Origin of the sequence: Pseudoalteromonas piscicida (assembly GCF_002208135.1) — a bacterium.
GTDB classification, from domain to species: domain Bacteria; phylum Pseudomonadota; class Gammaproteobacteria; order Enterobacterales; family Alteromonadaceae; genus Pseudoalteromonas; species Pseudoalteromonas piscicida_A.
The window spans coordinates 163,103-177,454 of sequence record NZ_CP021647.1 but is presented as its reverse complement, the minus strand read 5'-3'; the positions used below and the strand labels follow the sequence as shown (position 1 = coordinate 177,454).

The following is a 14,352-nucleotide window of genomic DNA, read 5'->3' as shown; positions in this document are numbered from 1 at the left end:
CTAGTACAGCAATAATTGCGCCAAGGAAGTGTGGTTAGGAACTTTAAGGCCTTAACCACTTTTTGGATTTAATTGGGTTGTGCCAACCCAAACTTTGCCGTTCAAGTGCTTAATATTACGGCGCTTGAGGCAAACTTTTTCCGCTATCGATTAATTAACCTGAGATTCGGATAATTTATTATCCAAACCTCGGGTTAGTTAGCAACTTTCTCACGCCAACGGATCATCAACATATATGCTACGGGTAACACGACTAAGGTAAGTAGTAGTGCGCTTGCCATGCCGCCCACCATAGGCGCGGCTATGCGGCTCATTACCTCGGAGCCTGTGCCTGAGCCATAAAGGATTGGTAATAGCCCGATGATAATCGTTGCCACCGTCATCATAACAGGCCGAATACGTTTGCCCGCGCCTTCTAAAATGGCACTGTTTATGGTCTCAGCAGTCATGAACGGTTGTTTTTCCTTAAGCTCGCTTATGGCTTGGTTGAGATACACGAGCATAATTACGCCTATTTCGACGGCAACACCTGCCAGTGCAATAAAACCAACGCCAACCGCGACCGAAAAGTTAAACCCCTCAAGGTATAGTAACCACAGTCCACCAATCATCGCCATGGGTAACGTCGCCATGATGATTGCCACTTCGCTAACACTTCTAAAGTTCAAATAGAGTAAAACGATAATGATCCCAAGCGTGAGCGGCACCACATAAGTCAATTTAGCTTTAGCACGCGCCATATACTCGTATTGACCAGCCCAACTGATGGAATAACCTGCAGGTAACTCCAGCTGCTCGCTCAACACTTGTTTAGCGGCTGCCACATAGCTGCCAACATCGACACCGTCTAAATCGATAAACGTCCAACCATTAATGCGAGCATTTTCACTTTTAATGCCCGGTGGCCCGTTTTCAATATAGATAGTTGCCACATCGCCTAGGGCAATATTTAACCCCTCAGCGGTGACTATCGGAAGCTTTCGCAGCGCTTCTGGAGAATCGCGTAAGTCTTGCGGGTAGCGCAAACTAACTGGATAGCGCTCTTGTCCCTCTATGGTTTGCGTGACATCCATACCACCAATTGCGGTCGCCACAACTTGTTGAACGTCGGCAATATTGAGCCCAAATCGCGCGGCTTTATCACGTTGAATATCGACCTTAATATAGCGCCCCCCAGCTACCCGCTCTGAATAGACCGAAGCCGTACCCTCGACCTTACTCAGAATGCGCTCAACATCTTGACCAATCTTTTGGATAGTATCTAAATCTGGACCTGCGACTTTAATCCCAACAGGCGTTTTAATTCCCGTCGCGAGCATATCAATACGCGTTTTGATGGGCATCACCCAAGCATTGGTTAAGCCCGGAAACTGCACTAGCTTATCGAGCTCCGCTTTGAGCTTTTCAGTGGTCATTCCCGCACGCCACTGATCTTTAGGTTTTAATTGAATAAAGGTCTCAATCATCGTCAACGGGGCAGGATCGGTTGCCGTCTCAGCGCGACCGATTTTACCAAAGACATTTTTTACCTCAGGCACCGTCGCTATCAACTTATCGGTTTGCTGTAAGATTTCTCTGGCTTTACCAATCGAAATACTTGGATATGTAGTCGGCATGTACATTAAATCCCCTTCATCCAAAGGTGGAATAAACTCACTGCCAATTTTATCCATTGGATAAAACCCAACGACTGTGATAGCCGCAGCGGCCAGTAACGTCAGCTTTGGAAAGCGTAATACTTGCTTTAATAGCGGCGTATACGCGCCAACCAACATTCGATTAATTGGGTTTTTATGCTCAGGCACAACTTTACCGCGAATAAAATACCCCATCAGCACAGGAATAAGCGTAATGGCAAGCCCCGCCGAGGCGGCCATCGCATACGTTTTGGTGTATGCCAGAGGGGCAAACATACGCCCTTCTTGCGCCTCAAGAATAAACACAGGTAAGAAGCTTACGGTAATGATCAATAAACTAAAAAACAACGCAGGACCTACTTCAGAAGCCGACTTTGCGACGATTTCCCAGCGATTTTCATCATTGAGTGGCGTTCTTTCCATGTGTTTGTGCATGTTTTCAATCATCACGATTGCACCGTCGGTCATCGCCCCGACAGCAATGGCTATGCCACCAAGAGACATGATATTTGCGTTCACCCCTTGAAAATACATCACGATAAAAGCAACCAGAATGCCAAGTGGCAAAGTGATCACGGCAACCACGGAAGAGCGAATATGAAATAAGAACACCACACACACTAATGCCACCACCACCAGCTCTTCAAGCAGCTTAGACCAAAGGTTATCAATGGCTTTGGTGATAAGCTCTGAGCGGTCGTAAACCGTCACCACTTCTACCCCTTCAGGTAAGCCTTGTTGGAGTTCGGCGAGCTTTTGCTTCACGCCATCGATGGTTTTTTGCGCGTTTTCTCCAAAGCGCATGACCACAACGCCGCCAACGACCTCTCCCTCGCCGTTAAGCTCGGCAATGCCACGACGCATTTGCGGTCCAATATTGACAGACGCAACATCTGCTATCGTTAATGGCGTGCCTTTGACAGCTTGCCCAAGTGGGATAGCTTCAATATCTTTAACGCTTTGAATATATCCCGTACTTGTCACCATATATTCGGCTTCAGCCATCTCAATCACAGAAGCACCCGATTCTTGGTTACCGCGTTGTAACGCCTGCTGTACATGCGTAAGTGGAATGCCGTAAGCGCGCAGTTTATTGGGATCAACTTGTACTTGATACTGTTTCACCATACCGCCAATCGGCGCCACTTCTGACACGCCGGCAACCGATTGCAGCTCAAACTTTAAAAACCAATCTTGTAAGCTGCGTAACTGGCTAATATCGTGTTTACCGGTTTTATCAACTAATGCATAAAGATACACCCAACCCACTCCAGTGGCATCAGGGCCCAATTGTGGCTTTGCCGCATCAGGTAATTGTGGTGCGACTTGACTGAGATATTCGAGCACCCGACTGCGCGCCCAGTAAAGATCCGTTTTATCGTCAAAAATAACGTAAACATAGGAATCCCCAAAGAAGGAATAACCACGTACGGTTTTTGCGCCCGGCACGGAGAGCATTGCCGTTGTCAGCGGAAATGTCACCTGATCTTGCACCACTTGTGGTGCCTGTCCTGGATAAGGTGTTTTGACAATGACTTGTACATCAGACAAATCCGGAATGGCGTCGACAGGCGTGTTTTTAAGAGTAAATAGCCCAGCCCCCACCAGCATAAGTGTCAGCAGTACCACAAAAAAACGGTTGAATACTGACCAGCGAATTATTGCTTGGATCATTGTAAACGCTCCTTAGTGACTTGAGTGCATATTCATCGACATCTCACCTGCAGGTTTGATATCAGTCACCACAAATTCGTCACCCACTTCAAAGGTGAAAGTCACCTTCATTCCTGTCTTAAGCTGGTTTAAATCAATGTGCTCAGCTGCAACAAAGTCCATCGTTGTTGCGGGACGATCCCATTTTTCAATGGCGTCGCGAGAAATATTAAGCACTCGGGTGTCAGGGGTGATGGTGTTTATCACGCCACCCACTGTAGCTGTGGGTAAGGTATTTTCGGTCGTACTTCCTTCGGACATAATGTGAATGCCAGTCAGTAATACGCTGCCATCATCTTGTTTAGTGGCTTCAAAATGCAACGTCTGTCCAGCGTTTAGTGCGTCAACATCGACACTTTCAGCCACGGTAAAGTCCATCACCATTTCAGGCCATTCCCACTCAGGTACGGGTTGATGATCGATATTCACCACTCGACTTTGGTGGTTCACGCTTTGAACTTCTCCTTCAATCCAGACTGACTTAGCCTCAGTAACTGGCGCCATACGCATAAAGTCAGAAGTAATGCTCGATTGAGAATCAATAAGGAATTGGGCTGACGTAACTATCTTGTCTCCTTCGTTAAGACCATTGAGGATTTCAATGTTTTCATCGCCAATTTGACCCAGTTCAACAGCAACTGATTTAAAGCTACCAGGTGCAACTTCAACGACAACGCGATTTTGTTTGGCAGTGCGGATCACAGACTCACTCGGTACTTGCAACACATCGTCACGAGAATCGGCATGAATGTTCACTTGCGCAAACATATTCGGCTTTAATAGTGCGTCACGGTTGTCAAACCTAAGCCTCACTCTGAGTGTCCGTGTTTTTTCATTGAGTGATGGGTAGACGTAATCGACTTGCCCTCGCCATGTTCTACCTGGTAGAAAATCTAACCTCATGGAAACGGCTTGACCCTGAGCGACCAGCATAGCATCACGCTCAAACACGTCAGCTTCGACCCAAATTTCGTCAAGTTTGGCGATACTCATGAGCGTTGTGCCCGGCTTTACATAAAATCCTTCTCGGATCTGGAGTCCATCCAAGACTCCAGATTGACGCGCATAAAAGGTGATGCTTTGATGCACTTCAGCCGTTTTTTTAAGCGTGTTGATGAAGTCATCACTCAGGTGCAATGCCTTGAGCCGTTCGTGCGCTGCGTTTATCAGCGCCTGATTATTACGCTTTCTAGCGATAAGATATTCTTCTTGCGCATTGACCAGTTGCGGCGAGTATAAGGTGTACAGAGGCTCACCCTGCTTCACTGGATCTCCTGCAGCTTTCACGTAGAGCTTTTCAACCCATCCCTCAACTCGGGGGTGAATGTGAACTAAGCTATCTTCGTTGTACTGAACATACCCAACCGTACGGATTTGGTGAGACATCGCTTGACGCATGGCCACCGCTGTACGAACGCCCAAGTTGTTTTCAACGTGAGGCGCTATTTCCACCACCCCCTCACCAAATTTTGCATTCGTGGACTCTTCTTCGTACACAGGCACGAGATCCATTCCCATCGGAGACTTACCTGGCTTATCACGACGATAGTTCGGATCCATTGGCGCAACCCAATAAAGCGGCGCTTTCTCAGCGTTTTGCGCTACCGCAGGCTCGTTACTTGAAGAGAGGTTCATCCCAACTAGCACGCCTGCCGTTAATGTCGTGACGGCAACCAGCGCCATTTTTAAGTTGTTATTCATGGCTTGCACCCTCTTCAATTTGAGCCAAATAGTAGTTACTGCGTACCACCGCTTTTAACAATGCAATATCAATGGAAAGCGCTGATAACTGCGCATTCAGTTTCGCGATGCGTGCCCTCACTACCTCGGAAAAGTCGCCATCATCATTGGTATAAGCAGTCAATGCAGCCTCGGCCTGTTCAGCGCTTTGTGCCACAATTGATTTTGCGTATAGCGATTGCCGCTCTTGCAATCGTTGGATAGTTTGAATTTCTCCATTTAAGTTTGAAAACAGCTGCTTTAGCACCAGCAACCGGTCGGTTTTACTCGCCTCAACTTTTGCAGTTGCTGCCGCTTTTTGCTGATCTTGTTTTCCATCTGTGAATAACGGAACGTCGAATGACACACCAACGCTAAAAAAGTCGGTGCGAGACATTTGATTTGGTGCATCATCTCGATATGCATAACTCGCATTGACGGAAAACTGTGGTTTATATGCCTGCTCAGCTAACTTTACCCCTTGATTGGCGCGGTATGTATCAACGTCGGCTGCAACAACCAACGGGTGATGAGTCAAATGTTGTACTACAGCTTGGCTATCAACTGGGCGTTGCTGCATTAACTTTGGCGCAATTGAGCGGATCAACGGCAGTGTCACTTTGCTTTGATTAAGGACACTCAGCGCATTTGAATTAGTGAATGCATCATTTAAAAGCCATTGCGAAAGCTTTGCCTTAGCGGTATTAAGCTGCTGATAAGCCGCAGAACGTTTGTCGTCTAACTGCATCACCTCAAGCTGAGCACGGATCACATCCTGCTGGCGTGTTGCACCCAGCGCATTGGAGTAGCTGGCATTTGCAATTTCTACCATTTGGTCGAACAGCACACTATCACGCTCAATCAATTCTAAGGTTTTTTTGGCTTGTACAATATCAAGCCACACCTGAGAAACGTCGCGGCGGACTTGGGCTTTTCTGTCCTCTTGTAAAATCGGTTGCTTTTTAGCATCAAGCGCTAACTGCTGGCTCTTAATTTCGAGGCTATCTCCTCGCGGCAACATCTGCATCACGCCAACTTTAAGCTGGGTCATCCCCTCTTGGTTAAATTCCCAACTATCAACAGGCAGGTTCATCATGCCGATGGACACCTGGGGATCAGGATAGCTCAGTGCTTCGCGGCTCATAGACTGCATCGCAGAACGCTTGTATTGGCTAGATTTAAGCCAAGGATCGTTGCTGATGGCGGCATCTATCGCTTGCTCTAACGTTGCAATATTGGCCTGTGCTATCTGTGGCAGTATCAGTGTCGCGATAAACAGGGAAACTTTGATTGTCATTAGAATTGCTCCTCATAGCTGTCGATTTCAGCAAAAACCTCATAGCTCCCATCTTTTTTGAGTAGCAATACTTGATAAGGCATAAAACGCTCGCCAACTTCCATACCGGGTGATCCAAGTGGCATTGCTGGCACGCTCAAGCCGATATTTTGTGTGTCTTGAGTTAGCTTTTCGTCTTGCAAGAACTGTTTAATAAACTTGGCAGGAACATGCCCTTCAAAAATAAAGCCATTTTTAGAAATCCCTGTGTGACAAGATTGATAATTTTGCTTAATACCAAACTTACTCTTGAGTGAGCCAAGATAATTTAGATCGGTAGCTTTATGTACGATACCCTGTGCAGTTAAATGATTTAACCACAGTTCGCAACAGCCGCAAGTTGGAGATTTAAAGACTTCCAACTCGACGTTGGATTTACCGTATGCCATGACACTCATTAGCCACAGCGTCACCACTAAATAAAACTTTTTCATGCTAACCTCGCATGCAATACCAATTGGATTACTACAACTGGTATCAATCAATTCGTTGAAAATTACGCCAAAAACGGCGGTTAATCATACAAAACTTTGAAATTAAGGCAGATCTGCCCTGAGGTTAGGCGAGTATTGGGGGTTTATAAAGAGAGCGAGGGTAGTCGCTAAGCTGACCACTTGTGAAGCTTAATTTATCGTTTTTCAGTACAATAGCCGCGAGCCAATCTCTTAGTGGAAACGCGGCAAGATTTGTGGAGCACATATGTGTGGGACAAGTACAATCGCTGCATTGTGCTGTGTTCTGAGGGTCACAGCATTCCATCTCTACCATCAATTCATGATGATGTGGATCAGCAGATTGAAAGTTACTTTGAAGCATTTGATGACTTGTTTCATGACTGGTAGCACCGTGCATTTCACATGCTGCCATAGAGGCAGCCGCGTTTTGACCACTAAGTGTAGCCACCACGAGCAATGTGATAAGTAAACGTAAGAATACTTGCAAAGTACTTTTCCAAATCAAATAAGCGAAGTAATAATAAAAATCTAACCAAAGAAATGCAAGTAAATAGACCAACCTCGTTATTATTTTCTTTCATCATTGATATACTTAGGCTCAAATCTAAAAAATTATTCCAACTCAAGGAAATGAACTTTATGAAAGTAGCTTCATTGGTGACTATTTTGGCGTTAGTTGTTTCAAGCAACGTCAGTGCCGCAGATTACGGAGATTTTGGTGTTTCAATATATGGTGGCAAAACGTACAGCAGTGACATCGAAACTTCTCGCCACCAAACATACGAATTAGAAGACGACTCGCATTTTGGGGTGAGCTTAGACAAGTATATATCAGAAGGCCGTTACGGATTTTACTATGGTAAAACAGAGACCCAACTTACTGCTTACCCACTAAACAAAGTGGAAATGGAATACCTACTATTTCAAAGCGCAGTAGTGCGTCCTCTCACAGACAACTTAGATGTTTATCTGGGTGCACAGCTTGGTGCGACTTTCATTAACCCCAATTTTATTGACTCAGATACTTTCTTCGCGACTGGTTTATACACAGGCCTTGAATATAATATCGGCGCGGGCTTCCACCTAGGTGCCGAAGTGCGTTGGATTGTGAGCCTTCTAAACAATGATTCAGAAGTTACTTGTGATATTGACCCTGCAACTCAAAATACCTGCAGCTGGCACTTTGATGATGAACAGTTGAGACAAGTTCAAGCAAGTGCAACATTAAGTTATCGCTTTTCGCTCTAATTGTTAGAATTAATTGAGCTCTTAATATTACAAAGATCAGTAAGTCTTCATCAGTCGCTGTACGATAAAGTCAGCAAAAACACTCTCCTTTGCAGGAATATGGCGGGTAGCTGGATATCGCATCCACAGCTCGCCTGAATAGTGAGTCTCAAAATGCCATTTCGGTAATACCTGTATCAACTCTCCTTACGCTAACGCATCTTTAGCTACAAACATAGGTAAGCCTGTGTTCCCAGCCCTTGCAGCGCAGTGTCTAACCTTACTCGAGTGTGATTTGCCTTATAGCGTCAGTTCTCCCATAGCGCTTCAGCTGTGTTGTACTAATGCTTTGGGGTGAGTAGTAATTGAATGGGTCGCAATATATGTTGACGCCGCCACTAAATGCTCTATCTTCATCACGCTTCGAGCTATAACGCCTTGCGGTGGCTCGTTGGAAATTTTAAATAGAGTATCTATTTCATCACGGATTAAATCCAGCACGTTGCCGCACAGCACCAAATGAATATCAATATTTAGAAATTCGCGCTCGCGCGCTCTGTTAAGTTGCCAAGCCCATTTATCCATGCTCGGAAGGTTGACGCTCATAGCATTTACAGCTTCTCTGAAGCTGTAGTTCAGGTCGACGACTAATTGCGCTGCTTCAAGCCAAAATTCAGGACTGAAATTGCGTTTTGGTCTTTTGTTCATATTGTCACCGAATAGTCTCTTTGTGCATGATAGTACCCGAATTAGGTGGCCAAATTTGGTTTATCACACCATTCCAAAATAATAAATAATACAAGTATTTAAAGAAATCTCTTTCAAACTTGCACAAGGCTATATTTTAAACAACAAATTTCCCTGATATAGTTACTCTCACGCTAACAAGAGCAAGGAAATCAGATGAGCGAATTAATTGCAATTGGTAAAAACATTTGGATCCACAACGGCCCCGCGGTCCCATTCTTTGGCATGCCGTACACTACCCGAAGCACCATAGTAAAGCTTTCCACTGGCGCATTGTGGGTCCACTCTCCCGGCAAACTAACAGATGGATTGCTTAGTGAGTTAGCCCAACTCGGACAAGTCAAATATCTAGTTTCTCCCAACAAACTGCATCACCTGTTTATGGGAGATTGGCAGGAAAGGTTTCCAAATGCGGTTATGTTTGCCTCTCCTGGTGTCGACAAAAAACGTCCTGACCTCACTTTTCAGCGCCAACTGGGTGATATTGCAGAATTCGAGTGGCAGGACGATATTGATCAGCTCATTTTTAAAGGTAGCGCGGTAATGGAAGAAGTGGTGTTCTTCCACAGAGAGAGTAGTACATTAATTTTGACGGATCTTATCGAAAACTTTCACCCCAATCACTTTACTGGGTTTAAAAAAGTATTAGCGAAAATTACGGGAATTATCAGTCCTAACGGTAAAACGCCCATAGACTGGAGAACTTCATTTATGTTTGGGAAGCAACAAGCCCGAGCATGTTTTTCAAAGATGGCTGCTTGGCAACCTCAATATATTATTATTGCCCATGGTGAATGCATTGAAACAGGCGCTGAGGCGTTTTTAAATCGTTCATTTTCTTGGCTGGGTATCAATGAAGCGGCATAAAGCACGGTACAAATAACAGAATATAAAAAGCGCTGTCATTTCACTGAACAGCGCTTTTTATTACTAAACCTCAAATTACATACCAGCTGGATATGCATAACTCGCTTGTAGACCTAGCGGAATACCAAGCATCCAGTAGATCAATAAGAAGATGCTCCAACCAATCAAAAAGGCAATTGAGTAAGGCAACATCATCGCTATCAATGTACCTATCCCTGTCGACTTAACGTATTTCTGACAGTAAACCACAACCAGTGGGAAATAAGGCATAAGTGGAGTGATAATATTTGAGCCAGAGTCACCAACACGATATGCCGCTTGTGTTAAATCAGGTGAAATCCCCAATTGCATTAGCATTGGAACAAAAATCGGCCCCAGCAACGCCCACTTCGCAGAGCTTGACCCCACAAATAGGTTTACAAATGCAGTCAGGAAGATAATACCAACCACAGTAACATAGCTTGGCAGCGCCAATGCTTTTAATACTTGAGCCCCTTCAATGGCAAGCAGCGCGCCCAGATTTGAATGGCTGAAGGCACTAATGAAAAGCGCACAGAAAAATGCCATAACAATATAGTAAGACATGCTATTCATGGCTTTAGTCATGGCGTCAATCATGTCTTTTGAGGTTTTGAATGTGCCGACAACGAAGCCGTATACCGCACCTGGGATCCAAAACAGTAGGAAAATAAGTGGCACAATTGATTGCATTAACGGCGCACTAAAATCAGTTAAAGCGCCAGACGGACTGCGTAGTGCAGAGTCTTCACCGCTTGATGCATAAACCAATAACGCGATACCTGCTAGCATCACCGTTGACGCTACCACAAAGCCCTTTTTTTCTTTACTAGTGATCTCATCAAACGAAGGTAAACTCTCTGTATCGCCGTCAATTTCTGTTGCTTTTAATCTTGGCTCGATGATTTTATCGGTGATATACCAACCTAATAAAATAATGAATAAGCTCGATGCTGAGGTGAAAAACCAGTTGTTGAGTGGGTTAATCGCGATTTCTGGGTCGATGATCTGTGCTGCACTTTGCGTAAAGCTTTGTAGCAAGGGATCAATACCTGACGGAATAAAGTTCGCACTAAATCCGCCACTCACACCAGCAAATGCCGCAGCGATACCCGCAAGAGGGTGTCTTCCCATCGCATAGAAGATAACACCTGCAAGTGGTATCACTAATACGTATCCAGCATCAGTTGCGGTGTGGCTTACAATTGCGATAAGAATAATAGAAGGAGTTAGTAGTGCCTGAGGTGTACGCTTAAGCATAATTTTCAGGCCAGTATTAATATAGCCAGAATGTTCAGCAACACCCACACCTAGCATAGCAACTAGCACCACGCCTAATGGCGCAAATCCAGTGAAAGTTTTCACCATCGTCGCCATAAATCCGGCAAGCGCATGTGGGTCTAGTAAATTGTGGACGACAATCGCCTGATTAGTTCTCGGATCGATAGCGCTAAATTCTACGCCAGAAAATAACCAAGATAGCAACCAGATCAGCAACATTGCTGATAAGAAAATGATTGCAGGATCAGGGAGTTTATTCCCCACCCGCTCTATCCCGTTTAGAAAACGGGTGATCGCAGAGTTTTGCGAGTTCGCTTGTTGTGTTTCGTGCATATCATTGCCCTAAGAAAAAAATTGCTTAACCATAACTTAATATTTACATGTTAAGCAAGAAAACGTGCCTATTGGCGAGACACTTTGCCGAATTAGTAGTCGAGTTGGCACTTTTTTGTCTCAAGTCAGTGTTCAACAAAGAATTTACGCTATGCTTTTTATATGTCTGAAATGAAGGATTTTTAGATGATAGATCTAGACGATAAAGTGTTAGCTGACGTCAAACATGGTTTTAATTTACCACCTAAACCCGCGCTGATAAGCGAGCTACAAGCAGCACTCGCTGCATCAGATCCAGATCTAAACGATGTTGCTACAATCATCGCTCATGATGTCAGCACCTCGGCCGCGGTGTTAAAAATCATCAATTCGCCCCTATACGGCTTGGCTAGAACGGTAACTGATGTAAAACAAGCCGTCGTCTTTCTTGGTCTAGACTCTATCAGTAAATTGGTAACAGGCTTTTTGCTCAAACAAACTTTTGACCAACGCAAGTGTTGTATCAGTTTGGAGCGATTTTGGGATAATGCTTCTGATATCGCGGATAGCATAATGGTAATTGGTAATAAACTTAAATCACGTGTCCCTATCGAAAACCTGCACCTACTTGGTTTATTTCACGACGCAGGGATTGCTGCTATGGCAGTAAAATACCCCGATTATATCGAAACGCTTATTGCCGCCAACAAAGATTATGACAAGTTGTTAGTCGAGCACGAGGAAGAAAAGTACGAGACCAATCATGCCATTATCGGCTATTTCCTGGCAGCTTCTTGGAATTTGCCGCAAAGTATTTGTCAGATGATTTTATGCCATCATGACCCAGAGTTTTTGGGTAACTGTAAAGACGAAGAACAGAGATTAGCGTTTGCAGCGTTAAAAATGGCGGAAAATTTTGTTCACATCAATAAACGGTTTGTTGCAGCGCCTGATTGGCACTTAATGAAAGCGGATGTATTGAGGGTATTAAATTTAGATGAAGATGATTATCAGGACATCAAAGAAGACCTAGATGAATACTTCTTAGAGCAGGATGAAGCAACGGGTTAGCGTCCTGTTTTTCACACCCAAAACAACTTGTAAATGCAACTTAACGACAGTGTTGCGGCAATTCTTAAAACTTCGTAGACTGGCAGCAAAATTATAATAACAACGAGTTAAGGAATTTACATTGCCAGCGCTGCTATCTCTTAAAAGCAAATTTTCCATATTTGGGCCTGGAATATTAATGGCAACTGCTGCGATCGGCGGTTCACATTTAGTTTCGTCAACTCAGGCTGGAGCGCTATTTGGTAGCCAATTGATTTGGCTAATTGTTGTCGTTAATTTGCTCAAATACCCCTTTTTCAAATATGCTGTAGAGTACACAAGCCACTCGAAGCATACGGTCGCCGAAGGTTATCAAGCGCATTACCGCTTTGGATTTAAAGTTTTTGTAATGCTCAATATTTTCGCAGCTATCGTAAATACCGCGGGCGTGCTATTACTTACCGCTAGTCTCTTGAACTACTCGCTACCATTTTCGATTAATATTGAATTGTTAAGCTTTATGCTTTTGGCTAGCTGCTTGGCGATCTTACTGATTGGGCATTACAAAATACTTGATGTGACTAGCAAATGGGTGATGATAATTTTGACCATTTCCACGGTCATAGCACTCGCCATTGCGGCCAATAATGGACCTGCTCACCCTGCACCCATTAATCCAACTTCCCCCTATGACATCGCACTACTGGGCTTTTTAGTTGCCTTAATGGGTTGGATGCCTGCACCAATCGAAATTTCAGCCATTAATTCCGCTTGGCTAAAAACGAAGCTGGCCAAACAACAATTAACAAGTAGCCAAATTCTACTGGATTTTAAGGTAGGATATTTTGTTACACTGGGTCTTGCAGTCGTTTTTTGTTTACTCGGTATGCTAATGCAATATGGCCAAGATAAGCCGGTGGAGCTTGCAGGTGTTGCCTTCTCACAGCAGCTCATAGATATGTATGCAAATACGATTGGTGAGTGGGCCAGATGGCTAATTGCAGGCGTCGCATTTTTGTGTATGTTTGGAACAACGATCACGGTGTTAGACGGATACTCCCGAGTGCTAAGTGAATCACTTGAGCTGTTACGACCTAACACAACGAAAAAGAGTTATAGGTTCATACTATTGCTACAAGCAACGCTTGGTATGGCCGTGGTGCTGTTTTTTAAAGCCGACTTAAAGAGCATGCTGATGTTTGCCATGAGTTCAGCGTTTGTCACTACTCCCATCTTTGCTTGGATGAATTTAGGATTAGTGAAAGGTGAGATCTATCGCCGTCAACCAATGTACACCAAGATTTTAACGGGACTGGGGCTGGCTTATTTAGTGGGCTTTGCACTGTTATTCATCTATTGGCGATTTTTGCTGTAAAGCCAAGCGAGGCTGAGTAGCAGATGCAAATTAGACTTCTAGGGCCTGTTTATCTTTCAAGTTTGTTTTTGCAGCAGTTTGATTGGTATTTATACAAGGCAGAGCCTGCGTAGCATAGTTATTCTATGTGAGTCAGGCGATAACACAGTAGAAATGCTAATCAAGCGCTGCCCTTTGGGTTCACCTGAGTGCGCTTTGTTCATTGTTGCTCAACTTTTGCCTAGATTACTAGGCGGCAAGTCGAGCGTCGCGATCAAAGCACACTCAGGTGAACAAAAATCAAACAGCAAAGGTCAACAGGCCCTAGCATCTGCTACACTCAGGTGAGGAGCGGTTATTTTAGATTTTGCACCTGCTCCCAAATAGAAACCACATGCGCTTTATCATCGTCATTTAGCTCACCATTTCGGTATGCTTTTACTAAGCTGCTTTCAACTTTGGCATTTAACTCTTCAATCGAAAGATCTGCTTCTTCTACTTGTGCATAACCTACCGCTAAGTCAAAGTGACCGCGTAAATAGCCGCCGGCAAATAGCTCATCATCACTCGCTCTATCTACAAGCTCATCGAAAAACTGCTGCGCTTTCTCTACATATTCTACTAATGACATATTTA

At 44.4% G+C, this 14,352-nt stretch carries 12 protein-coding genes; 4 read left to right on the top strand and 8 right to left on the bottom strand.

Features of this window, described 5'->3' with window-relative positions:
- Positions 1-194: 194 nt before the first annotated feature.
- From B1L02_RS19330 to B1L02_RS19310, 5 genes are all read right to left on the bottom strand, one after another.
- Complete coding sequence (locus B1L02_RS19330; protein ID WP_088532436.1) at positions 195-3,311, bottom strand: efflux RND transporter permease subunit; 3,117 nt, start codon at positions 3,309-3,311, stop codon at positions 195-197.
- 12 nt (positions 3,312-3,323) lie between these two features.
- Positions 3,324-5,051, bottom strand: coding sequence for an efflux RND transporter periplasmic adaptor subunit (locus B1L02_RS19325; RefSeq protein ID WP_088532435.1), 1,728 nt, complete (start codon positions 5,049-5,051; stop codon positions 3,324-3,326).
- Positions 5,044-6,366: a TolC family protein gene (locus tag B1L02_RS19320; protein ID WP_088532434.1), complete on the bottom strand. Its 1,323-nt coding sequence runs from the start codon at positions 6,364-6,366 to the stop codon at positions 5,044-5,046. The genes B1L02_RS19325 and B1L02_RS19320 overlap by 8 nt, the downstream gene beginning before the upstream one ends.
- A complete protein-coding gene (locus B1L02_RS19315) occupies positions 6,366-6,839 on the bottom strand; it encodes a DUF411 domain-containing protein (RefSeq protein WP_088532433.1) in 474 nt (157 codons plus the stop codon). Before B1L02_RS19315 ends, B1L02_RS19320 begins: the two co-directional genes overlap by 1 nt.
- A gap of 124 nt (positions 6,840-6,963) precedes the next feature.
- Positions 6,964-7,347 carry a hypothetical protein gene (locus tag B1L02_RS19310; RefSeq protein WP_223192111.1) on the bottom strand — a complete coding sequence of 128 codons (384 nt, stop codon included), beginning with the start codon at positions 7,345-7,347 and terminating at the stop codon, positions 6,964-6,966.
- A 152-nt stretch (positions 7,348-7,499) separates the two neighbouring features.
- On the opposite strand from B1L02_RS19310, the gene B1L02_RS19305 reads away from it, so the two are divergent.
- A complete protein-coding gene (locus B1L02_RS19305) occupies positions 7,500-8,108 on the top strand; it encodes an outer membrane beta-barrel protein (protein WP_088532431.1) in 609 nt (202 codons plus the stop codon).
- Between the two features lie 306 nt (positions 8,109-8,414).
- Here the strand turns inward: B1L02_RS19305 and B1L02_RS24675 are convergent, their stop codons facing one another.
- The gene (locus B1L02_RS24675; protein WP_223192112.1) at positions 8,415-8,795 is read right to left on the bottom strand and encodes a hypothetical protein; all 381 of its coding nucleotides are present in this window, start codon (positions 8,793-8,795) and stop codon (positions 8,415-8,417) included.
- A 195-nt stretch (positions 8,796-8,990) separates the two neighbouring features.
- Here B1L02_RS24675 and B1L02_RS19290 point away from each other — a divergent pair, with 195 nt between their 5' ends.
- The gene (locus B1L02_RS19290) at positions 8,991-9,701 is read left to right on the top strand and encodes a DUF4336 domain-containing protein (RefSeq protein ID WP_088532430.1); all 711 of its coding nucleotides are present in this window, start codon (positions 8,991-8,993) and stop codon (positions 9,699-9,701) included.
- A 75-nt stretch (positions 9,702-9,776) separates the two neighbouring features.
- Here B1L02_RS19290 and B1L02_RS19285 read toward each other — a convergent pair whose 3' ends face one another.
- Positions 9,777-11,333, bottom strand: coding sequence for an AbgT family transporter (locus tag B1L02_RS19285; protein WP_088532429.1), 1,557 nt, complete (start codon positions 11,331-11,333; stop codon positions 9,777-9,779).
- A 186-nt stretch (positions 11,334-11,519) separates the two neighbouring features.
- Here B1L02_RS19285 and B1L02_RS19280 point away from each other — a divergent pair, with 186 nt between their 5' ends.
- Both B1L02_RS19280 and B1L02_RS19275 read left to right on the top strand, forming a co-directional pair.
- Positions 11,520-12,383 (top strand): HDOD domain-containing protein, encoded by an 864-nt coding sequence (locus tag B1L02_RS19280; protein ID WP_088532428.1) that lies wholly within the window; start codon positions 11,520-11,522, stop codon positions 12,381-12,383.
- Positions 12,384-12,504: 121 nt separating this feature from the next.
- Positions 12,505-13,737 carry an NRAMP family divalent metal transporter gene (locus B1L02_RS19275; protein ID WP_088532427.1) on the top strand — a complete coding sequence of 411 codons (1,233 nt, stop codon included), beginning with the start codon at positions 12,505-12,507 and terminating at the stop codon, positions 13,735-13,737.
- 334 nt (positions 13,738-14,071) lie between these two features.
- Here the strand turns inward: B1L02_RS19275 and B1L02_RS19270 are convergent, their stop codons facing one another.
- On the bottom strand, positions 14,072-14,347 hold the full coding sequence (locus B1L02_RS19270; RefSeq protein WP_088532426.1) for a YfcL family protein: 276 nt from the start codon (positions 14,345-14,347) through the stop codon (positions 14,072-14,074).
- Between the last annotated feature and the right edge of the window lie 5 nt (positions 14,348-14,352).